This is a genomic window from Streptococcus suis, from assembly GCF_902702775.1.
Lineage (GTDB): Bacteria > Bacillota > Bacilli > Lactobacillales > Streptococcaceae > Streptococcus > Streptococcus hashimotonensis.
On record NZ_LR738724.1, the window covers coordinates 1,582,261 to 1,606,391 of the forward strand.

Annotated in this window: 22 protein-coding genes and 1 tRNA gene; 6 read left to right on the top strand and 17 right to left on the bottom strand. The window is 40.9% G+C overall.

Annotated elements, in window-relative coordinates; translation table 11 throughout:
• Positions 1 to 7: 7 nt before the first annotated feature.
• From GPW69_RS07680 to GPW69_RS07705, 6 genes are all read right to left on the bottom strand, one after another.
• Positions 8 to 709 (bottom strand): N-acetylmannosamine-6-phosphate 2-epimerase, encoded by a 702-nt coding sequence (locus GPW69_RS07680; protein WP_024406720.1) that lies wholly within the window; start codon positions 707 to 709, stop codon positions 8 to 10.
• Between the two features lie 293 nt (positions 710 to 1,002).
• Positions 1,003 to 1,560, bottom strand: coding sequence for a carboxymuconolactone decarboxylase family protein (locus tag GPW69_RS07685; RefSeq protein WP_141668704.1), 558 nt, complete (start codon positions 1,558 to 1,560; stop codon positions 1,003 to 1,005).
• Between the two features lie 165 nt (positions 1,561 to 1,725).
• On the bottom strand, positions 1,726 to 2,421 hold the full coding sequence (locus GPW69_RS07690) for an HAD family hydrolase (protein WP_074391770.1): 696 nt from the start codon (positions 2,419 to 2,421) through the stop codon (positions 1,726 to 1,728).
• Positions 2,422 to 2,474: 53 nt separating this feature from the next.
• Positions 2,475 to 4,214, bottom strand: a complete 1,740-nt coding sequence (locus tag GPW69_RS07695) for an ABC transporter ATP-binding protein (protein WP_074391769.1) — start codon at positions 4,212 to 4,214, stop codon at positions 2,475 to 2,477.
• Positions 4,214 to 5,941 (bottom strand): ABC transporter ATP-binding protein, encoded by a 1,728-nt coding sequence (locus GPW69_RS07700; protein ID WP_074391768.1) that lies wholly within the window; start codon positions 5,939 to 5,941, stop codon positions 4,214 to 4,216. Before GPW69_RS07700 ends, GPW69_RS07695 begins: the two co-directional genes overlap by 1 nt.
• Positions 5,942 to 6,510: 569 nt before the next feature.
• Positions 6,511 to 6,583 (bottom strand) — tRNA-Thr (locus GPW69_RS07705).
• Positions 6,584 to 6,751: 168 nt separating this feature from the next.
• Here GPW69_RS07705 and GPW69_RS07710 point away from each other — a divergent pair.
• Genes GPW69_RS07710 through GPW69_RS07720 form a run of 3 tightly spaced genes read left to right on the top strand, consistent with a single transcriptional unit; the run spans position 6,752 to position 9,515 of the window.
• The gene (locus GPW69_RS07710; protein ID WP_014637631.1) at positions 6,752 to 7,222 is read left to right on the top strand and encodes a FeoA family protein; all 471 of its coding nucleotides are present in this window, start codon (positions 6,752 to 6,754) and stop codon (positions 7,220 to 7,222) included.
• Positions 7,219 to 9,363 (top strand): ferrous iron transport protein B, encoded by a 2,145-nt coding sequence (feoB, locus tag GPW69_RS07715; protein WP_074391766.1) that lies wholly within the window; start codon positions 7,219 to 7,221, stop codon positions 9,361 to 9,363. The genes GPW69_RS07710 and feoB overlap by 4 nt, the downstream gene beginning before the upstream one ends.
• Positions 9,363 to 9,515 carry a FeoB-associated Cys-rich membrane protein gene (locus tag GPW69_RS07720; RefSeq protein WP_105119105.1) on the top strand — a complete coding sequence of 51 codons (153 nt, stop codon included), beginning with the start codon at positions 9,363 to 9,365 and terminating at the stop codon, positions 9,513 to 9,515. The genes feoB and GPW69_RS07720 overlap by 1 nt, the downstream gene beginning before the upstream one ends.
• Before the next feature lie 52 nt (positions 9,516 to 9,567).
• Here the strand turns inward: GPW69_RS07720 and ftsX are convergent, their stop codons facing one another.
• From ftsX to GPW69_RS07750, 6 genes are all read right to left on the bottom strand, one after another.
• A complete protein-coding gene (gene ftsX / locus GPW69_RS07725) occupies positions 9,568 to 10,497 on the bottom strand; it encodes a permease-like cell division protein FtsX (RefSeq protein WP_023369636.1) in 930 nt (309 codons plus the stop codon).
• A complete protein-coding gene (gene ftsE, locus GPW69_RS07730) occupies positions 10,490 to 11,182 on the bottom strand; it encodes a cell division ATP-binding protein FtsE (protein WP_023369634.1) in 693 nt (230 codons plus the stop codon). Before ftsE ends, ftsX begins: the two co-directional genes overlap by 8 nt.
• Positions 11,183 to 11,324: 142 nt before the next feature.
• Positions 11,325 to 12,420 (bottom strand): peptide chain release factor 2 gene (prfB, locus tag GPW69_RS07735; RefSeq protein ID WP_105135597.1). Its coding sequence is split into 2 segments (ribosomal slippage): positions 11,325 to 12,347 and positions 12,349 to 12,420, totalling 1,095 coding nucleotides; the frame shifts between segments, so codons are not numbered across the junction.
• A 34-nt stretch (positions 12,421 to 12,454) separates the two neighbouring features.
• A complete protein-coding gene (gene queG, locus GPW69_RS07740) occupies positions 12,455 to 13,582 on the bottom strand; it encodes a tRNA epoxyqueuosine(34) reductase QueG (protein ID WP_074391764.1) in 1,128 nt (375 codons plus the stop codon).
• A 40-nt stretch (positions 13,583 to 13,622) separates the two neighbouring features.
• On the bottom strand, positions 13,623 to 14,111 hold the full coding sequence (locus tag GPW69_RS07745) for a VanZ family protein (protein WP_074391763.1): 489 nt from the start codon (positions 14,109 to 14,111) through the stop codon (positions 13,623 to 13,625).
• Positions 14,112 to 14,281: 170 nt separating this feature from the next.
• Complete coding sequence (locus GPW69_RS07750; protein ID WP_074391762.1) at positions 14,282 to 14,698, bottom strand: TM2 domain-containing protein; 417 nt, start codon at positions 14,696 to 14,698, stop codon at positions 14,282 to 14,284.
• Positions 14,699 to 14,831: 133 nt separating this feature from the next.
• On the opposite strand from GPW69_RS07750, the gene GPW69_RS07755 reads away from it, so the two are divergent.
• On the top strand, positions 14,832 to 15,041 hold the full coding sequence (locus GPW69_RS07755; RefSeq protein ID WP_171841475.1) for a hypothetical protein: 210 nt from the start codon (positions 14,832 to 14,834) through the stop codon (positions 15,039 to 15,041).
• A gap of 409 nt (positions 15,042 to 15,450) precedes the next feature.
• On the opposite strand, the gene GPW69_RS07760 is transcribed toward GPW69_RS07755, so the two are convergent.
• The 3 genes from GPW69_RS07760 to GPW69_RS07770 form a co-directional block, all read right to left on the bottom strand.
• Positions 15,451 to 18,135: a cation-translocating P-type ATPase gene (locus GPW69_RS07760; RefSeq protein ID WP_074391760.1), complete on the bottom strand. Its 2,685-nt coding sequence runs from the start codon at positions 18,133 to 18,135 to the stop codon at positions 15,451 to 15,453.
• 209 nt (positions 18,136 to 18,344) lie between these two features.
• Entirely contained in the window at positions 18,345 to 18,731 is a 387-nt protein-coding gene (locus GPW69_RS07765; RefSeq protein ID WP_074391759.1) for a YwiB family protein, read from the bottom strand.
• An 11-nt stretch (positions 18,732 to 18,742) separates the two neighbouring features.
• Complete coding sequence (locus GPW69_RS07770; protein WP_074391758.1) at positions 18,743 to 19,630, bottom strand: sulfite exporter TauE/SafE family protein; 888 nt, start codon at positions 19,628 to 19,630, stop codon at positions 18,743 to 18,745.
• A gap of 98 nt (positions 19,631 to 19,728) precedes the next feature.
• Between GPW69_RS07770 and GPW69_RS07775 the strand changes: the two genes are divergently transcribed.
• Both GPW69_RS07775 and yidA read left to right on the top strand, forming a co-directional pair.
• Complete coding sequence (locus GPW69_RS07775; protein ID WP_074391757.1) at positions 19,729 to 21,042, top strand: HD domain-containing protein; 1,314 nt, start codon at positions 19,729 to 19,731, stop codon at positions 21,040 to 21,042.
• Positions 21,032 to 21,841 (top strand): sugar-phosphatase, encoded by an 810-nt coding sequence (gene yidA / locus GPW69_RS07780; RefSeq protein WP_024377408.1) that lies wholly within the window; start codon positions 21,032 to 21,034, stop codon positions 21,839 to 21,841. Before GPW69_RS07775 ends, yidA begins: the two co-directional genes overlap by 11 nt.
• A 157-nt stretch (positions 21,842 to 21,998) precedes the next feature.
• Here yidA and tpiA read toward each other — a convergent pair whose 3' ends face one another.
• Both tpiA and tuf read right to left on the bottom strand, forming a co-directional pair.
• A complete protein-coding gene (tpiA, locus tag GPW69_RS07785) occupies positions 21,999 to 22,751 on the bottom strand; it encodes a triose-phosphate isomerase (RefSeq protein ID WP_004298713.1) in 753 nt (250 codons plus the stop codon).
• Positions 22,752 to 22,925: 174 nt separating this feature from the next.
• A complete protein-coding gene (gene tuf / locus GPW69_RS07790; protein WP_012775011.1) occupies positions 22,926 to 24,122 on the bottom strand; it encodes an elongation factor Tu in 1,197 nt (398 codons plus the stop codon).
• Positions 24,123 to 24,131: the final 9 nt, after the last annotated feature.

Below are 24,131 nucleotides of genomic sequence, written 5' to 3' on the forward strand. Positions count from 1 at the left end.
CTATTTATTATTTATGTAAAGCACTAATAAACCGCTCTGCGATTTCCTTTGGACGTGTAATTGCACCGCCTACAACAATTCCTGCCACACCTAAATCATGAATAATTTTTACTTGGTCAGGATAGTGTATTTTTCCTTCCGCTATCACATCGATACCTGCTCGGCACAAGCGGTCAACCAATTCAATATCCGGTCCCTCCTCCTGCCTACTATAGGATGTATACCCCGAAAGTGTTGTCCCAACAAAATCGATGCCTGCTTCATAAGCAGTTAATCCTTCCTCAAAGGTTGAAATATCTGCCATAAAAAGTTGTTCGGGGTATTTTTCCTTGATTTGCTTAATGAAATCAACAACATCGAGTCCGTCATAACGCTCACGCTTGGTACAATCAAGAGCAATGACCTCAATATCTAGAGCTGCTAACTCGTCTACTTCTCGCATCGTAGCCGTAATAAAGGGCTCTTGTGGAGGATAGTCTCGCTTGATAATTCCGATAATTGGCAAAGTAGTTACTTCTTTTATCTCCTTAATATCTCGTACACTATTGGCCCGAATACCGACAGCACCTGCTTCTTGGGCAGCCTTGACTAGTAAAGGCATAATACCGCCTTCTTCCCTATACAGAGGTTCGCCTGGCAAAGCCTGACAGGAAATGATAATTCCATCTTTTATCTGTTCTTTTAGAGCTTCTTTACTGATTTTGCCCATTAATTTCTCCTTTCTATTTCTGCATCCTGGATAGCGCTTACAATATTATTATATAGCACATTAACTTTTTTTCAATCCCAGTTCCTCATTTAAAATCTAATTTCTATTTTGAAAGAAAATAGTCTTCTTTTGAAACTAGTTTCAACATTTTATACCTCTTCTAAAACTAGTTTTAGAAAACAAAGGCCATCTCAAATGTATATTAGGAAAATCATACTTGGTTAATTCAAAAAAACTAGTTAGGATAACGTAAACGTCCTAACTAGTTTTCGATACATATTCTTCTGGAACTCCTATAGAGCATAGGCCTGTAATTCTGGATTGATAGGAGTATTGATGAGATTGTTGGCATAATTACAAAGAGTTGCAAGACTGACTCCTAACACCACATCCAAGGCGTTTTCAGCCGTGTAGCCCTCTTGGAAAAATTCCTCTAGCAAGGGCTGTCCAACCTTACCTTTTTCATGAATAACAGCCAGAGTAAATCGAGCGAGAACATCTAATTTTGCATCCGTTTCGATGGGAGTTCCCTGGCGTAGAGCTTGTAGAATAGCATCTGGCATCTTAACCTGCTTGATAGAAATAGCCGTATGACCTGCCACGCAAAATCCACAGCCATTGGTAAGGGCAGCTGTAATTTGTACCACTTCACGCTCGGTCGGATTCAGACTACTACGGCGATTGATACCACTGACAGTTTGGTAGGTTTCTAGGGCTGTAGGAGAATTGGCTAAAAGACCGATGAGATTAGGAATATAACCGCCATTATTTTTCTTGACAGTCGCAAGGTTTTCTCGTAATTCTGGACTAACAGTCTCTAGAGTATGGATAGGAAAGAAAGCTTGTGTCATAGGTAACTCCATTTTAAAAAATTTCATAGAGTAGGAATAAAAATCTGCTTGGATTCACACCTATACTTCTATGCTTACATTTTATACTATCATAAAGACAGGTATCCTGCTAATATATTTTACCTATCGCACCTATAAAAAATTGATAATCCCTTGCAGAAACCACTAGAAAGACTGGATAACTTCGACCAGTTCATCCCAATCTATCACCACTTTATCTGCCTGATAGGGAGCTATTGGCTCTACTCTCTTTCTATGATTAAACCAAATTGCCTTCCAATTCGCAGCTTTCGCTCCTACCACATCATTTTCAAACGAATCTCCTAGATAACAAATATCTTCGCCTGACATCCCCAAACGTTCTTCCATTAGTTGAAAAATAGCAGGATTTGGCTTTGTGATACCAACTTGTCCAGAAATAAGGACATGTTCTAGCTCAAACCAATTAACTAACCCCATCGTGCGTATCTTTCTCAACTGATGTCTATAAGGTCCATTCGTAATAATCCCCATTGCAATTCCTTGCGCCTGGCACCACGAAAATATTTCTAGAAACACTGGACTGAGCTCTATCTGCCCTTGAAAATAATCATAATCTATTTGAATAGCTAAGGCTGTTGCATCAGACACCTGATACTCAAAATCTGCCAAAGCATGTTTCATCCGATAAATATGACTGTCTTTCAGACTCATCTTTCCAGTTGCTGTCGCTTCAAATACTTCATCCGCATATCTGCGAAAGGAAAGGTAGAGTGGTTCAATTTGCTCCCTTGCTACTTCAATATGTCTTTCCAAAGCACGTTCAAACGGTTGAATCTGATCATAAAGCGTATCATCTACATCAAAAATTAAGGCTTTCATGAGTCAATTATAGCAAAAAATTCCAGCCAAAGCTTGGAATTTTTAACTGCTTATTACACCTTTGCTTGAATCTCATGCATTTGAGCATATACTCCACCACGTGCAACCAATTCTTCATGTTTCCCATGTTCAATAATTCGACCTTGATCTAAGACAAGAATCTGGTCTGCATTTTGAATGGTAGAAAGTCGGTGAGCAATAATAAAGGTTGTCCGACCTTCTTTTACCACTTCCATGGCATGTTGGATAATTTCTTCCGTCTCCGTATCAATATGAGAAGTTGCTTCATCCAATATCAGAATTTTAGGATCAGAGTAGAGTGTCCGCGCAAAGGCAATCAACTGACGTTCCCCACTTGAAAAGGCCGCCCCCTTCTCAACAACCGGTTCATCAATCCCTTTCTCTAAGCGAGATAGCATAGGCACTGCACCAACTTTTTCTAGCGCCTGCATGATTCTTGTTCTATCTGCTTCCTCTTCATTCATGGAAACATTGCTGGCAATCGTCCCTGTAAAGAGATAGGGATCTTGCAAAACAATCCCCATGTGACTGCGCAGGCTTTCACGGGAATAATCACGGATGTTTTTCCCATCAATCAGTACACGTCCCTCCTGTGGATCATAGAAACGATAGAGGAGGTTCATAATAGAAGACTTACCAGACCCAGTATGCCCAACCAAAGCAACTGTTTCTCCTTTTTCTGCCCGAATGGTAATATCTTTCAAAACTGGTCTGTTTTCTTCATAGCTAAAGTTCACGTGTTCAAACACGACTTGCCCTTGTTCAACTTCCAAAATACGATCACAGTCGTCCTCCACTTCTTCTTCTAGAAGGGCCATTAGACGCTTACCTGTTTCAAAAGAGCGAAGCATATTTGGGAACTGTTGAACCAGCGCTCCCAAAGCAATGAAGACTCCTTCGATATAGTTGACATAAACAAAGAGTTTCCCAGCTGTAACTCCATCCTGTCCCGCAAGAAACTGATAGCCGACTACCGTTAAAATCGCAGCAATGACTAAATTTTGCAGAAAACCACTCAGATTCCACGTGGCAAGAGACTGGGCCCAGATAATCTTATTATCTGCCCGACGCATCTTGTCAGCAGTCACTTCAAATTCTCTCATGATGCGCTCTTCTTGTCCAAAAAGTTGAATCAAACTTGCACCATTCATGGTCTCATTCACCTGCGTATTGACGTCACTCCTTGCATCATAAAAATCCTTCATTGGCTTGTCTGTCATTTTCTTGTAAGCAAATTGAATACCGATATAGAGTGGTATCAAGAGTAACATCAGCCAACCGAGACTCCTATTCATGTAAAATAGGACACCGTATGTAAAGAGCAAACGAACAATATTGTTAAAGGCATTAACTAAGGTCCCATAAAATTGTGTCCGCAGGGTTTCTGTATCATTGACAATTCTAGTTGCAATTTTTCCAGCGGGCTTATCATCAAAATAAGAAATAGGCAACCGTTGCATAACATCGTAGGCTTGATTACGCAGATTTTCAGCAATACGATTGGCGCAATGCATGAGTAAACGCATAGATAGGTAGAAGCCAATAGCTCCCAGAATAATCATTCCCATGTATTGAGCTGACTGGTTTAAGAAAACAGCTTCATCAAAGGGCAAACCCTTGCTTAAATCCGTAATCGGTCCATCAATCGCCTGCTGAATCAGCAAAGGAGCCAATCGCACCATGGTTGAAGCCAACAGATAGAAGCCGACAGCTACTATAAATAGCCACTTGACACGACCGATTTGTTTTAATAAAAAACCTAAAATAGTCATTACTCTCCTCCTTCCTGGCTTTGTTGTCGTTGGTATTGTTCATAGTACCAACCTCTTTGGGCAAGCAAATCAGCTGGACGCCCCTCCTCAACGATACGCCCCTCATCCAAGACTAGTACCCAGTCTGCATGGTTGACAGCAGATAGACGATGGGTCACGATGACATTGGTTTTGCCTGCACGTTCTTTTTGAATATTTTGGATAATCTGGCGTTCTGTCCGAGCATCCACTGCCGACAAAGAATCATCGAGAATTAGCAAATCTGGCTCTCGCAGGAAAGCACGGGCAATGGAAATCCGTTGTTTCTGACCGCCAGAAATAGACACACCACGCTCACCAATCATGGTATCAAGACCATCACTCATCCGTTTTAAATCTTGACTAAAAGCTGCTGTGGCAATGGCTTGTTCAATCTCCTCAGAGCTACTAGCTACTTTCCCAAGGGCAATATTTTCTCCAACAGACCTTGAAAACAAAATGTGTTCTTGTGGAACATAGCCAATTTTTGCCTCTATACTAGAACGTTTAAAGTCTAAAACAGATTGATGATTGATGAAAAAATTTCCCTGACCAATCGGATACTGGCGTAAGAATTGGCGAACCAAGGTCGTTTTTCCCGAACCAGTCTTCCCAACGATACCTACAGTTTGCCCTGCTTTCAGTGTCCAATTGATGTCCTGTAGGCTGGCTCTTTCCGCCTGTGGATAACTAAAGCTATAATTTTTGAAGGAAATACTAGACAGCTCTGCAATTTCCTTAGAACCATCAGCCTCCAAATCATCACCCGTCTCAATCAGCTCTTGCAGTTTTTCGAAAGATGTCTTACCAGTCTGATAAACAAGGATGAAATCTGCTAGTGTCCAAAACGGCTCTAAAAGCGAACCAACATACAATTGAAGGGCAATTACTTGTCCCAAGGTCAATTGCCCTGCTTTCACGGCTTGTGCCCCCATGAGAAGCACGAAAATAGTAGATAATCCCAAACAGACTGTGGCTAATGGATTATACAATGATTGCAAGGAAGTGATGCGATCCCCACCCTGAGCCAATTGCTTGGTACGAGCTTGAAATTGAGCCTTTTGAGTTGCTTTTTTACTATAAGCCCTAGTCACTCGAATGCCTTCGATGACCTCCAAAACTTCATTATTGAGCTGGGCTACAGCTTCCCTATTGGCATCAATCGCCTTATCTTGTTTTCTCCCGATAAAAAATATACATAGTGTCATGAATAGCATCGGTAGTAAAGCTACTAGCGAAATTTTCCAATCAATGAAGAACATCGTGGGAATGATAAAAGCCAACATACCGCCTGCATAGACGACAATCATAAGACCGTAACCCACCATCTCCATCAGGCCATCCACATCCGTTGAAAAACGAGTCATGACATCTCCTGAGCGGAATTTTTCATAAAATGGAGTCCGCATGGTTACTAATTTTTTAAAGGCACGTTGCTGCATGTCAAACTTGAAGTTGACAGAGGCCTGAAATAATTTCAGATGCCAAATGAAGGCTGTTGCATAGTTCAGTACTGTTACCAATAACAATAAGGTCATCTCCTGAACCAATATGGCCTGAGTCAATTCATTCTTGGTCAGTATATCGACCATCCGCTGTATGATTTGCGTTGGTAGCAAAAGTGTGGCGTCATAAATAATCAAGGTCACAGCAACCAATAGATAGAGCCACTTATGACGCTTGATGTAGTCAAAAATTAATCGAAACATATATCTCCTTTACAAATCTATAACCTATCATTTGCCACTTTATTCAATAAGCAACAATTGATAGACGTTATACTCAATGAAAATCAAAAGTAGCCTAGAAAACGATGTCGAAGATAGAACTGGAGTTCATCAAGGCAAGTTGACAACGGATAATTTTGATTTTCGAAGAGTATTACCTTTCTAAGCGCGCAAAAAAGCCCAGGGAAGCATTTCACTCCACCTAGGCTTGCGTAAGTCCACAAAAATAGACCAGCTCTTGAACATAGTCGACAATTTTTATCACACCATGGCCACAGTGCTTGATTGTCTCAATGTTTCAAAATATAGCCCACGAAAAACTTCATAAGTTTATCAATGAGCCCTGTTTTCCTGCTTAGAAAGGAGTGTATGATAAAAAATAGCTTGCTGCATGACAAGTTGCTTGTTCATTTGTTTTACTCCTTTCATATTTCTAAGCCCTATTCTACCACAATAAACATTCATGTCAAGGGATTTTTTGACAATTGGGGCGAATTTAGGACAAAAATAAGAAAAAACCTTGTCAAACAAGGTCTTTCGATAGTATTCGATGCTAGTTGCCGGGATTGAACCGGCGACCTCATCCTTACCATGGATGCGCTCTACCGACTGAGCTAAACCAGCAGTACTTGACTAGTATATCATATCTCTAAAAAAAGTCAATGGATTTTTTGGAAATATGGAAAAAAATAAAGAGAAAACAAGTCCGAAAATAAGTCATTCCTAAAAATTATCTGACACTTTTAAGGAATTATGCTATACTATTGTTATAAAAATCACAAAGGAAACGATATGAAACTGCAAAACCTTCAAGTTGGACAATCTTATTTAGTCAAAGATTGTCTAACGCAAGATGATATTCGTAAACACTTAGCGCACTTGGGTTTAAAAGTCGGAGAAGAGATTCGCATCATTTCAAAAACCAAGACCAATGCTATTTTCCAAGTCAAGGCAAGCCGTCTAGCCCTAGATAGAGAAATTATTGAATCTCTGGTTTTAATAGAAAAGTCAGCTACGGAAATAATCAATCTATCTGAGGCACCTATTGGTAGCTCAGCTAAGGTCATGGACATCTATGCAACAGGTGCACTCCGTCGTCGCCTCATGGATATGGGACTTACAAAGAACACGCAGCTATTTCTCAAAAAAGTCGCTCCCTTGGGCGATCCAATCGAAATTACCTTGAGAGGATACGAGCTGACACTACGCAAATCCGAAGCGCAAATGATTGGTGTTCAAATCACAAGCGAGGTGAAGAAATGACAAAACACATCGCCCTTGCAGGAAATCCAAATAGCGGAAAAACAACTCTTTTCAACCTCCTAACAGGGACCAACCAACGTGTTGGTAACTGGCCTGGAGTCACCGTTGAAAGAAAATCTGGAACAATCAAAAAGCGAAAGCATTTACTAATTCAAGATTTACCAGGTATCTACTCGCTGTCTCCCTACACACCAGAAGAACGGGTTGCCAGAGATTATTTGATAGCGGACCAACCAGCTGCTATCCTCAACGTCCTTGATGCAACAAACTTGGAGCGAAATCTCTATCTGACCTTGCAGTTATTAGAAATGGGCCTTCCTACTGTTATCGCCCTCAATATGACAGACGCCCTGAAAAGTCAAGGTCGCTCAATAAACAGCGACCAACTCTCCTATCAACTGGGAGTTCCTGTACAGCCTATCAGTGCACTAAAAAAGCTAGGTATATCCCAGCTCCTCCATGAAGTAGAAAAAATTACCAATCAGCAAGCCGAGCCAATCTATCCTCAGTATGATAAGCAATTTGAAGCCGGTCTCGCCCAAGTTATTGACCTATTATCGGATTCCATCCCAAATCATCAAAAACGCTTCTACGCCATTAAGCTACTCGAACAAGATCAAGTCATTCTAGATCAATTGCAACTCAATGCACAAGACATGCTTGATTTGACCGAAATCATTGCCATTTTGGAAAAAATTTACGCAGACGATATGGAAGCCATTATCGTCAATCAACGCTACCAATTTATCGAGAAAATCACAGAACTGGTCACAAAAGACAGCGATAAGACTTTTAACCTGTCTGATAACATCGACCGACTTGTTACCAATCGTTTTCTTGCCCTCCCTATCTTTGCGGCAGTCATGTGGCTGACCTACTTCCTGTCTATTCAAACGGTTGGTACAATGGGGACGGACTGGGTAAATGATGTCCTATTCGGAGAGCTTGTTCCAGGCCTTATTCAGGAAAATCTAGATCGATTTGAAATCGCTGGCTGGCTACAATCACTGGTCCTTGATGGCATTATTGCAGGATGCGGAGCCATTCTCGGTTTTGTACCACAAATTTTCGTCCTCTTCGTCTGCTTGGGAATCTTGGAAGACATTGGCTATATGAGCCGAGTCGCCTTTGTCATGGATAGGATTTTTAGACGTTTTGGTCTATCAGGTAAATCCTTTATTCCCATGTTGATTTCCACAGGCTGTGGCGTTCCTGGAGTCATGGCAAGTCGGACTATTGAAAATGAACAGGACCGAAAAATCACCATTATGACAGCAACCTTCATGCCCTGTTCTGCCAAACTTCCTATCATTTCTCTGGTAGCCGGTGCTTTCTTTCCTGACAATCCTTGGATTGCTCCAAGCGCCTATTTTGTCGGTATGGCCGCCATCGTCCTATCCGGAATGGCACTAAAAAAGACCAAGCAGCTCGGTGGAGTCGCAAGCCCCTTTATCATGGAATTACCATCTTATCACTTACCGAAACTCAGTACGGTTCTCCGGTATGCATTCGATAAGGCGCTTAGTTTTATCAAACGAGCTGGTACCATTATATTTGTGACCAACATCATTATTTGGTTCAGTAGTTCCTATAATTGGTCTTTACAAATGGTAGAAACAGATGAGAGTATCTTAGCCTCCATTGGACGCAGTTTTTCTCTCCTCTTTGCCCCACTTGGTTTTGGAAATTGGCGAGCAACTGTTGCAGCCATTACAGGTCTCTTAGCCAAGGAAACCGTCATTGCCACCTTTGGTATCCTCTATAAATTAGGAGAAACAACCGAAGAAAATCCCGAACTCTGGGGGCTTTTACAACAAGACTATACAGCATTATCAGCCTATTCCTTCCTAGTCTTCAATCTCCTCTGTGCCCCTTGTTTTGCGGCTATTGGTGCCATTCACCGTGAAATGGGAGAAGCCAAATGGACATGGATTGCTATCGGTTTCCAAACAGGTTTAGCCTATGCAAGTAGTTTGGTTATCTATCAGATTGGTCTTGTACTTATCTACGGACAATTACCAACCGTCTGGACATTTATCGCTATCTTTCTAATTATCACAGCCATCTACAGCCTAGTGAAAAAACCAGCCAATACTCTTCCAATCGTCACGCTAAAAACATTAGAAAAAGGAGAATATTAATGCCTACTCTTATCCTCTTTCTCATCATCGTCATCTTATTTTCTCTTGCTATTCGCAGTCTCATCAAAGGAAAAGGATCCTGCGGAGATTGTTCCTGCGACTGTACTATTAAGCAAGAGATGAACAAATCTTCTCACCATAGACATCCATAACAAAAAGGTCTGCCTCATTATTGTGCAGACCTTTTTACATGTAGCTTGTCTATTAAATTTTTAAGTAGCGGTTCATGGAAATGACTGATCCCAAGGAACCAATAATAATACCAATTACAAAAAGTGCGCCAATCATTCCTGGAACAAAGACATTCATACTAATCAGAGACAAATCTTGACTAGCAAGACTAGCATTTACTGAAGTATAGATCATCTTATAAAGAGAATAGACTAAAACAGAAGGTAAAATAGCTCCGAGGAACCCTACCCAGGCACCTTCCCAGAGGAATGGTCCACGAATATAACTGTTTTTAGCACCAACCAGACGCATAATCTGAATTTCACGGCTACGAGAAATAATGGTAATTCGAATAGTATTGGAAATCAAGAAGACCGCCGTAAAGAGCAACAAACCAGTCGCTGCCAATCCCCAAGTCCGAACTAAATCAGCCAACTTGAAAATGCGCTCTGTCTCTACTTCACCATCTCGAACCTCTGTAACACCATCAATTTTTGCAATTTCTGCAGCCACAGATTTAACATAATTTGGATCTGTCGTATCAATGATATAAGCATCGTAAAGTGGATTGGCATCTCCTTGGAATAAGTTCCAAGTGTCTCCCAAGGTAGCTGTTAATTTCTGCAACTGTTCATCCTTACTTGAATAAGTAACAGATTGTACATTTTCTATAGCTGTAATCTGATTATACACCTTTTGATAATCTGGATTAGCTACCGTCTCTCCTGCTTCGTTCACAATCGTCTCAGCTTGATCAGTTGAGTTCGCTCTCAAGTATACATTGATGCGTACATTCTGTTCCAAATCCGAAGCAAGCTTTGCTGTGTTTAAAATAACTGAAGCAAATAGACCAACCAAAGTAAGAGTAATCGCTACAGATGAGATAGCTGCAATTGTCATCCAACCATTTCGCTTCAAACTCTTCAATGATTCAATAAAATGTCTAAAAAATCGTCTAATCATCGTATCCATACTCTCCTTGTTCTTCATCCCGTACTACTCGACCGTCTTCGATCGCGATTACCCGATGGCGGAGGGTATTAACAATCTGGCTGTTATGAGTTGCCATAAGAACCGTTGTCCCCTGCAAATTGATTCGCTCCAATAGATTCATGATTTCCCAAGAGTTTTCAGGGTCCAAGTTACCAGTTGGTTCATCAGCAATCAATACTTTAGGATTATTTACAATGGCACGGGCAATAGCAATCCGCTGTTGCTCACCACCTGAAAGTTCATTTGGGAAAGAACGAATCTTGTGCTTCAAACCAACCAAATCTAAAACTTCCATTACACGTTTCTTGATATTCCGTGGTTTCTCACCGATAACTTCCATCGCATAAGCAATATTTTCAAAGACAGTCTTTTTAGGTAAGAGTTTGTAGTCTTGGAAAACCACTCCTACACTACGACGTAGAAGAGGAACATCTCTCTTTTTAATTTTTGCAAGGTCAAACTTACCAACCTTTAGACTCCCCTTATCGAGCTTTTCCTCCCGATACAAGAGTTTGATAAAGGTTGACTTACCTGCACCAGAAGGACCTACAATGTAGGCAAATTCTCCCGCTTCAACATTGACTGATACTCCGCGAAGGGCAGTCGTTCCGTTTCCATATTTCTTGGAAACGTCTTTCATTTCTATTATTCCCATAGGATTTCCTGTCTTAGACAGTCCTTTCTTTAGATTTGAGAACGTTTTTTTCAAAATACAGTCCGTATTCTCTCAAAAAACTTCCTTGATGAGCGAAAAACTCTCTCTTATATACAAGCACCTCACTTGTAAATACAGGATCTTAGCTAATTCGCCATTTTAAATAAGCATCTATAAAGCCGTCCAAGTCTCCGTCCATAACCTTATCGACTTGAGCCACCTCATAACCAGTACGGTGGTCTTTTACCATTGTATAAGGTGTAAAGACATAAGAACGAATCTGACTTCCCCAAGTGATCTCTTTCTTGTCTCCCTTGAGTGAGTCAACTTCTGCCGCTTTCTTCTCCTGCTCCAATTGATACAATTTAGCCTGCAAGAGTTTCATTGCACGGTCTCGGTTTCCATACTGAGTACGGTCAACTGTGGACTGAGTCACAATCCCTGTCGGAATGTGCGTCAAGCGAACACCAGTTGAGACCTTGTTGACGTTCTGTCCACCAGCACCTCCTGACCGGAAGGTATCCATCTTCACTTCATCATCTCTGATTTCAATTTCAATGGTATCGTCCAACTCAGGCATTACCTCTACAGATGTAAAGGAAGTATGACGACGCTTAGCTGAGTCAAAAGGTGAGATGCGCACCAAACGATGAACACCCATTTCTGACTTAAGCAAGCCATAGGCGTTTGGTCCAGTAAAGCTTAGAGTTACGGACTTAATACCTGCCTCATCACCAGCTTGATAATCCAAGGTTTCCACTGTAAAACCTTTGGCATTTCCATAACGCTGATACATCCGCAGGAGCATTTCTCCCCAGTCTTGTGCCTCGGTACCACCCGAACCTGGATGGATTTCCAAGATAGCGTTATTGTGATCATAGGGTTCCGACAAGAGCAAGGTCATCTCGTAGGCAGTCATGGCTTTGTCCAATTCTGCCAACTTCTCAACCAGTTCATCCCGAACAGACTCATCTTCTGCCAGAAAATCTAGCAAAATTTCGGATTCATCATATAAATCCAACATCTGATGGAAATTTCCATAAGTATTTTTTAATTCATTCAACTCCTGAGACGTCTTCTGGGCTGCCAAATTATCATTCCAGAAATCTGGCTCCGTCATCTTGTTCTCAAGAATGGCAATCTCTTCTTCCAGACCTTCTAAGTCAAAGAGACCCCCTAAAGGAAGTTAATTTTTTGCCAAGTTCTTCAATCTTTTGGCGAATTTCTGCTGTATCCATATACACCTCATTTTTATTCATAATCTTTATTATATCACATTTGCAAGTCCTTGACCATGTTGAGAAAGGCTGTTTGCTCTGCTATGACATCATCATTGTCTGATGAAATACCTGCGATAAAGTCTACCATTTCATCATTGGGCTGTTTGACCAATTGCCCCAAGGCCCAGATAGCCGTTGCCATGTGGACCGGATTTTGTTTTTTATCGATGATTTCTAGGAGTTTGGGAATAGCAGAGCGATCATTACTATTAGCCAAGGCTATGATGGCATTGCGCTGGAGAATATTTTTCCCTCGCCAAGAACCAGCAATCATACCAAATTTTTCCTTGAATTGCCCATTTGACAAGTCCAAGAAGGGAATCAGCTCAGGCTCGGCCAAATCAGGGTCGATCTCCACCACAGGTGGACTGGAAATTCCCTTGTTGTAAGGACAACAAATCTGGCAAATATCACAACCATAAATGACCGTCTTGATTTTCTTACGAAACTCCAAGTCCATCATACCCTTATCTTGTGTCTGAAAGGACAGACAACGGCGGGCGTTCATGGTCGTGTCACCTAACAAACAAGACGTCGGACAGGCTGCAACACAGCGATTACAGTCACCACAATCATAATCTACAGGCTGATCTGGTTCGATGTCCAGGTTGGTCACTAATTCTCCTAGGAACATATAGGAACCAAATTCCTTAGAAATGACTAGCCCATTCTTCCCGATAAAGCCAATTCCTGCACGACGAGCGACCGCTGTATCCACCAAAGCTCCTGTATCTACCATAGCCTTGTATTCCAAACCATCCGTCAATTTCTCAATTCCCCGTGCCAAACGCTCCATCTTATCTTGCAAGATATAGTGGTAATCAAGTCCCCATGAACTAGGGGTAATCTTTCCACGTTTGTATTGGGTCTTCTGCGGTTTGACAGGCAAATGTCTAGGATAAGCTACCGCGATAGAAATGATGGTTTTGGCAGATTCTAACGACAGTTTGGGACGGATACGTTCTTCAATGTTCTTATGTTCAAATCCTGACGAACGCCCCTCTTCCTGACTAGCACGAAGTGATTTCTCCAAATAAGCAAAATCATCAGCCGTTGTAAAACCAATTTTTGAAATTCCTATTTCCTGAGATAATTTAATAATCTCTTCCTTAATATTCATTATATTCATTTTAGCAAACCACAGACATATTTGGCAAGACTTACAGAGTTAAATAAGTTATTAATATAACAAAAAACGTTAGCGCAAAACAAAAAATATTCATACGAACATAGGCCTTCTCCCGCCAAATACTGGTCAAGACATACATGACATTAATACCGATTGCTCCCCCTAAGCCGTTAGCCAGTAAATCAGTTATATCTGCAACTCCAAGTAAAAGAAGATATTGCAGAACCTCAAAGCAGAGACTCACTAACATAATCAAACGTAGATTAGCCACCCACGATGCCTTGCGAAATAGCATTTCCATATAAATACCAAAGGGAATAAAACTTACAATATTAAATAGAATTTCTGGAAAATCCAGCACTCCATCATAGACTGCTGTTCCTGCAAACGGAATTAAGTTTATACTAGCATAACCATAGCGTCCATATAAGATGCTCAAGTCCATCTTAAAGACAATCATCCAAGTAAGTAAAAGGAGATAGGCAAAAAATAAAAACATACTCATTTTCTTTGTCTGCATAGAAATTCTCCTCTCAACTAGCATATTTTATCATTATATCATAAATGCTGTTCCATAAAATGTCACTTCTGTGACAAAGCTCGTTCCATATTACAAGTACTTTACATCCTGCTAAAAAACAGAAAAGGAAGACAATACCAAGCCTCCCCTTATTCACAAAAATATCTTACTTAAAATGTCTGATGGCTATGCTGAAAAGCCTTATATTGATGGATTTGTAGCATCAAACGCTCAAAGTTCGCCTCCTTACATGCTCGCATGATTAAGAAGCAATCAATAAACTTCCACAAATAAAGTCCCAAAAATAACAAGAACCCAATCAAGATAAATAGCGTAACAAAAGATACTGCAAAAGCAATCAGCTTGGCAAATCCCAATTCTTTATTCCCGACATAAAAACGGTCGACACCAAACTCACCGAAGAAAATAGCCAAAATAAGAGCGACAAGAGGGTGACGCATCTCAACCATCATAAGAACGTTTAAAGCCTCATCATCTAAATCTTCTAGTTCTTTTTGCAGAATGAATAACTTATCAGATGGCAAATAACCGCTTTTACTTAAAATATAATTCTGAAGATAATTCATATAAACTCCTACCTCTTCAAAATTATAGCAGTTTCTTATTCTTCAAGCAAGCCTACAGGGGAAAACAGTGTCAGAAAACGTTTACATATTTTCTTTTTTTGCTATAATGAAACTAGATTACAAGGAGGTTCATATGAGAGTTACTATTCATTATCCAAAACCTATCAAACAACTATCCTCCCAAAAACTTCCACTCCTGGTAGATGGAAAAATTGCTGGGACAGTTACTCAAGGTAAAATTCTAAGCTTACCAATCACACAATCATCTGTTACACTAAGCATTCGAGGGGATAAAAAATCAAGCATTCAAGTTAAAGACGGCGATAGGGTTCAAGTAATATAGTCAAATGAATTAGCTTTCAGACAAGGAACTGAGTCGCAGGCTGTACTAGAGTACGGCAAGGCGAAAGTGACGATGTATCAAAGCTAATTCAAATGACTATGGAAAACAGTAAGTACTTCACCCTCTACTATTTCAGCTTGGCTATCCTTCCAATTGTCATCTTTTTCCAATTTTCTACGATGATAAAGATAATCCTACTTGCTACATCTCTAATCTTTACATTTTGGGGACAAGGAATCTTCCCAAAATACATTATCAGTACAGAAAAAAGCTCAGACCACTAAATCTGAGCTTTTTCAAATGATATAGTCTTCAGTTTGCTTTTAGTACCAGGTAACGAGTCGCAGGCTGTACTGAAGTACGGCAAGGCGAGTTAACGAAGTAATAAAAGATAAACTGAATAACTATATTAGATAGCTTTTTCATCCAAGCCCAACTTACGTTGTACAAATTTAACAATTTCTACAACAACAACCATGAGACCTGAACCAATTACCGTTACCATCCATTGAGTTGGTGTCAAGATTGAAACCTTGAAGAAGGTATTGAATCCTGGAATCACAACAGTTGCCATCAAGAGCAAGAAGGCAGCTACGATAGACCAGTTAAAGAGTTTGTTCTTGAATGGACCAACGGTAAAGATAGATTGGTAAACAGACTTAACGTTGAAGGCATGTACCAACTGAATCAATCCAAGAGTAACATAGGCCATTGTCAAGGCATCTGCATGGATTTCTTCATAAGTACTGTGTTCTGGGTAAAGCAGTGCAAAACCATAGACACCAAGTACCAATGCTGTTTGTAGAATACCCTGATAGACAATAGAGCTCAAGACACCACCTGAGAAGAAGCTTGAGTTACGACCACGAGGTTTGTGCTGCATAACACCTGGTTCAGCAGGTTCAACACCAAGGGCAATCGCTGGAAGTGTATCTGTTACCAAGTTAATCCAAAGAAGATGAACTGGCTCCAATACGTCCCAACCAAAGAGGGTAGCAAGGAAGATACACAATACTTCAGCAGTGTTAGCTGACAAGAGATACTGGATAGTTTTTTGGATGTTTGAGAAGACCTTACGTCCTTCTTCTACCGCTACGATAATAGTCGCAAAGTTGTCATCTGCAAGGACCATATCAGAGGCACCTTTAGATACTTCCGTACCTGTAATCCCCATACCGATACCAATGTCGGCAGTCTTAAGTGATGGTGCATCGTTAACACCGTCACCAGTCATGGCAACAACCTTACCATCATTTTGCCAAGCCTTAACAATACGAACCTTGTGTTCTGGAGATACACGAGCATATACAGAATATTGCTTGAAGACTTTCTGGAACTCTTCATCCGTCAATTCGTTGAGCTCTGCACCTGTAAATACATGGTCTTCTGTATCGTTTGGATCGATGATACCAAGACGTTTTGCAATTGCCTCAGCTGTATCTTGGTGGTCACCTGTAATCATAATTGGACGGATACCAGCTTCCTTAGCGACACGAACAGCTTCTGCTGCTTCAGGACGCTCAGGGTCAATCATACCAACCAAACCTGAGAAGATAAGGTCGTTTTCAACAATGTCAGATTCCAATTCAGGAATAGCATCCACATACTTGTATGCCATCATCAAGACACGAAGGGCTTGTTTAGCCAACTCTTTGTTAGTTGCAAGAATAGCTTGTTTATCCGCATCGGTAATCGGACGGATTGTACCGTTTTCTTCAATTTGCGTTACACGTTTGAGCAATTGGTCTGGAGCACCTTTAACAGCTACGAAGAAGTTTCCAGCAGCTTGTTGGTGAACGGTTGACATCAATTTACGTGTTGAATCAAATGGCAATTCAGCTACACGAGGCTCAGATACCAAGACTTCACGAACGTCAAAGTTTTGATCCAAACCAAATTGAACAAGTGCCGTTTCAGTTGGGTCACCAATCAATTTACCAGTTGGGTCAACTTTTGTATCGTTGGCAAAGTTCATAACACGAAGCGTTGTATTGCTTGCATCCAAAGCTTCTTTAGCATCCACCAACTGACCGTTTGTATAAACTTTTTCAACAGTCATCTGGTTCATAGTCAAAGTACCAGTCTTATCTGATGCGATGATTTCAGTTGAACCAAGTGTTTCAACAGCAGGCAACTTACGGATGATCGAGTTACGCTTAGCCAAGACCTGTGTACCAAGCGAAAGAACCACTGTAACAATAGCTGGCAAACCTTCAGGAATGGCCGCAACTGCAAGAGCTACAGAAGTCATAAGAGCAGGTAAGATACCTTCTCCACGTACAAATACCGAAACAGCCATCGTTACCGCAGCAATTACAAGAACTGCATAAGTCAAGACTTTTGATAACTGGTGCAAGTTTTGTTTCAATGGTGTATCAGTCTCATCAGCATTGGCAAGCATACCAGCAATATGACCAACTTCAGTGTACATACCTGTATTTGTAACCACACCAAGACCACGACCGTAAGTAACGTTTGAGTTTTGGTAAGCCATGTTGACACGGTCACCAATCGGTGCATCTTCAGCCAAAACTGCTGACAAATCTTTATCAACTGGTACAGACTCACCTGTAAGAGCTGCCTCTTCGATTTTAAGGGAGTTAGCTTCCAACAAACGCATATCGGCAGGAACAACATCACCTGCTTCAAGCAAGACGATGTCACCTGGTACCAAGTCTTTAGAATCAACCTCGACTACATGATTGTCACGAAGCGCACGCGCAACTGGGCTTGACATGTTTTTTAGCGCCTCAATGGCTGCCTCAGCTTGCCCTTCTTGATAAACACCAAAGGCAGCGTTCAAGATAACCACGGCCAAGATGATAATGGCATCTGTCAAACCGTGTGAACCTTCTGTAATCACCGTCAAGATTGCTGCTGCAATCAAGATAATGATCATCAAGTCCTTAAACTGATCCAAGAATTTAGCTAAGAGTGTACGTTTTTCACCCTCATCCAATTCGTTACGACCGTAGTCTGCTAGACGTTTGCTTGCCTCATCACTAGACAAACCGTCTAAAGAAGACCCCATGCTTGACAATACTTGCTCTTCGCTCTGTGTATAAAACAAATCGCGTTTTTGTTCTTTTGACAATTTCCTTCTCCTTCTCGGTCTCTTTTTTACCTAACAAATAAAAAAGAGACCTGTCTTATTAAAACAAGTCTCGCTATTTAATATATTGCCGGAAACAAGTCGGATTGACGACAATATCACGGAATTTTCCGCTAGCTACTCCCTCGATTTGTTAACTATTATATCAAAAATCCCGAGAAATTCAAGAATATTTTTCTGGAAATAAGAGATTATTTCCACGAGATTTCCAAATCATAGGAAGCAAAAACTTGCTGGTTCTCCAATCCCTTTAATTCATATTGCAACTGGACACTTTGATCCGAACGGTTTAATTGGTAACGTTTTGTATCGGTCACAAAATGCTGGATTCCTAACGGTGTAGGAATGGTCACAATAGCTTCTTTACCAGAAATAAATCGCATAATAGACTTCGGAGTGGAAAAGCGTGTCATCACTAACTCTTCTTCGTCACATTTTATGACAACTTTTTCAGCTTCATCGTTACTATAAATGAGATAGAGAGTGCCATCTTTTTCCTTAACTTCCACTTGAAATTGCTGATCCACTACCTCAATCTGCCCATCCAAATCAATTTCATTTCGTAAATGAATATCCATAGATCCTCCTACTATTTTTTAATCCTAGCAACAAAGGAAGAACGAAGCAGAGTAAAGCCTGTATACGCTGCAATGAAGACTACCAAAATTTTTAAATTATTAATATCCAAATTTGATAAGAAGAAAGCGGCTGTCAAAACACCCAGCACCCCACCGACAATGATTCCTGGAACTCCTGGCCAGTTTACTCGTCCTGATTGGATAAACTGCTTGGCACCTGCTGTCATAATCATAGCAGCATTCAACATCATGACCGGAAGAGCAACCGCTGGACTAATTCCCATCAATGAGAAGAAGATTAACTCAGGAGCATAGTTACCCAGCCCCATACTCATCAGCATTCCCACCATAAAATCAAAGGCAATACCAACAGCCAGTTTCCAACCAGTTAAGCCCTTTACTTCATTGGTAAGATCTGCGCCAGGGTTAGTAATCATGCGATAGACCATGAAACAGGCTGCAATAATTAGCAAAATCCCAAGAATTCGTTGAACTTTCTTTGTATCCCATTTTTGAGTTACCTTGGCACCAACAAAGGCACCCGTAAATGCCGCTACTGCCATAGCAATCAGAGTGACCATGTCAACCTCAACTATCGTAATAAACAATAGCGCCTCTACTAAGACTGGTATGATGTGCGCCGTTGTCATGGTCGCAGGAATTTTACGATCGTCTTCCACCAACTTTGTCAGTTTAAACATAGTGGTTGTCGTTGCAAAGGTTCCAATCCCCAAGGTGTCTAGCAAATCAGTAACATAACCGATACCAAATCCTGTCCAAAATTTCTCTTTTAGAGAAATATCGTGCTTTTTAGCATAGGATAGAATTGTGTAAAGCATCCAAAGAATCAGGGCTATAATAAAGACCTGAATAGTTAATAAGATAATTTGATTATTCATTTCTCCATTATACCAAAAGATTCCTTTGGATACATAGCAATATCCTTGTGTTTTAGAAAAATCAGGAATTTATCTCCCTTTTTTGTTATAATAAAACTATGATAGAAAAAGTATTTCGCGATCCAGTTCATAACTATGTACATGTTGATCATGAGCTGATTTATAAACTTATCAATACAAAAGAATTTCAGCGACTACGCCGCATCAAGCAACTAGGGACTACTTCCTATACCTTCCATGGTGGCGAGCATAGCCGCTTTTCGCACTGCCTTGGCGCCTACGAAATCGCCAGACGGATTACTCAAAAATTTGAAGACAAGTATCCACAAATATGGGATACAAATGAGTCCCTACTGACCATGGTTGCTGCGCTACTCCATGATGTTGGACACGGAGCCTATTCTCATACCTTCGAGCGTCTATTTGATACAGACCATGAGGAAATGACCTGTGCTATTATTACTAGTCCAGAAACGGAAATCAATGCTCTGTTGAAACAAGTTTCGCCTGAGTTTCCAGACAAGGTTGCTAGTGTTATCAAACACACCTATCCAAATAAACAGGTCGTTCAACTCATTTCGAGCCAGATTGATGTTGACCGGATGGATTATCTATTACGAGATTCCTACTTCACAGGAGCGAACTATGGTGAATTTGACCTAACTAGGATATTACGTGTCATTCGCCCGACAGAAAATGGAATCGCCTTCAAAGAATCTGGTATGCATGCAGTAGAAGACTACGTTCTCAGCCGCTACCAGATGTACATGCAAGTCTATTTTCATCCAGCAAGCCGCTCTATGGAAGTACTATTGCAGAATTTACTCAATCGTGCCAAACTACTATATACTAGTGAACAGGAGTTTTTTGTACGAACTTCACCTCGGCTATTACCTTTTTTTGAGCATCGTATCCGTCTAACCGACTACCTCAGTCTGGATGATGGAGTTATGAATACTTACTTTCAATCATGGATAGATGGACCAGATCATATTTTATCTGACTTAGCCCAGCGCTATATCAATAGGAAAGTGCTCAAATCCATCACTTTCAAGGCCGAAGAAGAGGAAGCTTTGGACCGCCTGCGTAGCCTGGTCGCAGATGTCGGGTTTGACCCAGAATACTATACTGCTATTCACCACAACTTCGATTTGCCGTATGACATTTACCGTCCGAATGCAGAAAAGAAACGGACTCAAATTGAGATTTATCGCAAAGATGAAACCTTGGTAGAACTATCCTCTCTATCACCAATTGTTCACTCCCTATCAGGCACAATCCACGGCGATAGCCGTTTCTATTTCCCAAAAGAAATGTTAGAAGAAACAGGGATTTTCGCACCTCAAATAGCTGATTTTAACAGCCATATACATAACGATCATTTTATAATTGGAGAATCAAATGAGCATTAAACTTGTCGCCATCGATATTGATGGTACACTACTAAATAGTCAACACCAAATTACAGCTGAAGTACATTCAGCAATCCAAGAAGCAAAAAAAGCAGGCGTTAAAATTGTTATTGCTACTGGTCGCCCTATTTCCGGTGTTCAAGCAATTTTAGAAGAACTCAATCTTACAGAAGCAGGTGACTACGTCATCACTTTTAACGGTGGCTTAGTCCAAGATGCAGCAACTGGTGAGGATATTGTCAAAGATACCTTGACTTATGAGGATTATCTTGACATCGAATCTGCTGCCCGTAAACTCAAGCTCCCAATGCATGCCAGCACCAAGGAAGGTATCTATACTGCCAACCGTAACATCGGTAAATACACCATTTACGAATCCACACTAGTAAGTGCACCCATTTTCTATCGCACTCCTGAAGAAATGGCTGACAAGGAAATCATCAAAACAATGATGGTTGATGAGCCAGAAATTCTTGATGCTGCTATTCCACTTCTACCGACCAGCTTGACTGAGAAGTACAACGTAGCAAAATCAGCACCATTTTATTTGGAAATCACCCCTAAAACTGTTAACAAGGGACAAGCTATCATTCATCTAGCTGAGAAGCTTGGACTAACTATGGATCAAACCATGGCCATCGGTGACCAAGAAAATGACCGTCCAATGTTGGAAGTTGTTGGTAATCCTGTTGTCATGGAAAACGGAAATCCTGAATTGAAGAAAATCGCCAAATACATTACGAAGTCAAATGATGAGAGCGGTGTAGCCCACGCTCTTAGAGAATGGGTACTGAAATAGCCTCTTAAAATATCAAAAAAAGCATCGGATTCACAAGCCGATGCTTTTTGTTATAGTCTTTTAGTTTACTTTTAGTACTAGGCAACGAGCTGCAGACAGTACTGGAGTACGGCAAAGCGAGTTAACGAAGTAATAAAAGAAAAACTAAATGACTATATTAGAAGTTCAACAAAGCCAAGAAACTTTCTGCTTCAAGTGATGCACCACCAACAAGCGCACCGTCAACGTCTGGACATGCCATGTATTCAGCAACGTTTGATGGGTTTACAGAACCACCGTATTGAACGCGAACCTTGTCTGCAACTTCTTGACCGAAATCAGCAGCAACAACGTCACGAACAGCTTTACACATGTTTTGTGCATCATCTTTAGTAGCTGATTTACCAGTACCGATTGCCCAGATTGGCTCATAAGCAATAACAAGTGATGCTACTTGTTCAGCAGTCAAGTCTTTCAAAGCTGCAGAAACTTGTGCACCTACAAATTCTACTGCTTTACCAGCTTCGTAAGTTTCAAGTGACTCACCACAACAGATGATTGGAGTCAAACCGTTACGGAAGATTGCATGAGCTTTTTTATTAATATCTTCATCAGTTTCGTGGAAGTAATCACGACGCTCTGAGTGACCGATAACAACATAGTTAACACCCATTTCAGCCAATACTTTTGGAGATGTTTCACCAGTGAAGGCACCAGCATCTTCAAAGTAGCAGTTTTGAGCAGCAACTTTCAATTCAGAATCTTTAGCGAACCACAAGAGAGCGTTCAAATCTACAGCTGGAGCTGCGATAGCAGCTTCAATTTTGTCGCCTGCAGGCAATTTTCCTGCAATTGCCTCAACGAAAGCTTGTGCTTCTTGAGGATTTTTGTTCATTTTCCAGTTACCGGCAATGATTGGTTTACGTGACATTTCACTTACCTCTTCTATATTTATTGTACAAGGTACATTATAGCATAAACTTAGCTAAGATTAAAGAATTTCTGTGCATTTTATGAATACTTACAGAAAAACTCTCTACCCGAAAGTAGAGAGTTACAATTAAGTTGTCTGACTATAATTGTTATTTCTGGGAACTCAATCGAATTAAGCTTCGATTTCTGTAACCATACCTGAACCAACAGTACGTCCACCTTCACGGATAGAGAAAGTAGTACCTTGTTCAACGGCGATTGGGTGGATCAATTCAACGTCGATAGTAACGTTATCACCAGGCATTACCATTTCAGTACCTTCTGGCAATTTGATTGAACCAGTTACGTCAGTTGTACGGAAGTAGAACTGTGGACGGTAGTTGTCGAAGAATGGAGTGTGACGTCCACCTTCTTCTTTAGTAAGGATGTAAACTTCACCTTTGAATTTAGTGTGTGGGTTGATAGAACCTGGTTTAGAGATAACTTGACCACGTTCGATTTCATCACGTTGTACACCACGAAGAAGCACACCAACGTTATCGCCGGCAAGACCTTCGTCAAGTTGTTTACGGAACATTTCAACACCAGTAACAACTGCTTTAGATTTTTCTTCTTGAAGACCAACGATTTCGATTTCGTCGTTGACACGAACAGTACCACGGTCGATACGTCCTGAAGCTACAGTACCACGACCAGTGATTGAGAATACGTCCTCGACTGGAAGCAACAATGGTTTGTCAGTGTCGCGTTCTGGTTCTGGAATGTACTCATCAACTGTGTTCATCAATTCCATAACGATGTCTTCGTACTTAGAGTCACCTTCAAGAGCTTTAAGAGCTGAACCTTGGATAACTGGAAGATCATCACCTGGGAAATCGTATTCTGAAAGAAGGTCACGGATTTCCATTTCAACCAACTCAAGCAATTCTTCATCGTCAACCAAGTCAACTTTGTTCATGAAGACGATAAGGTGTTTAACACCAACCTGACGTGAAAGAAGGATGTGCTCACGAGTTTGTGGCATTGGACCGTCAGTTGAAGCTACTACAAGGATCGCACCGTCCATCTGAGCAGCACCAGTGATCATGTTTTTAACGTAGTCCGCGTGTCCTGGAGCGTCGATGTGAGCATAGTGACGTTTTTCAGTTTCGTACTCAACGTGTGCAGTGTTGATAGTGATACCGCGCTCGCGCTCTTCTGGAGCAGCATCGATAGACGCATAGTCTTTAGGTTGGTTAACTGATGAAGGCAAGCGACGTGCCAATACAGTTGTGATAGCTGCTGTCAAAGTAGTTTTACCGTGGTCAACGTGTCCAATTGTACCAATGTTAACGTGTGGTTTACTACGATCGTATTTTTCTTTTGCCATTTTGGTAAA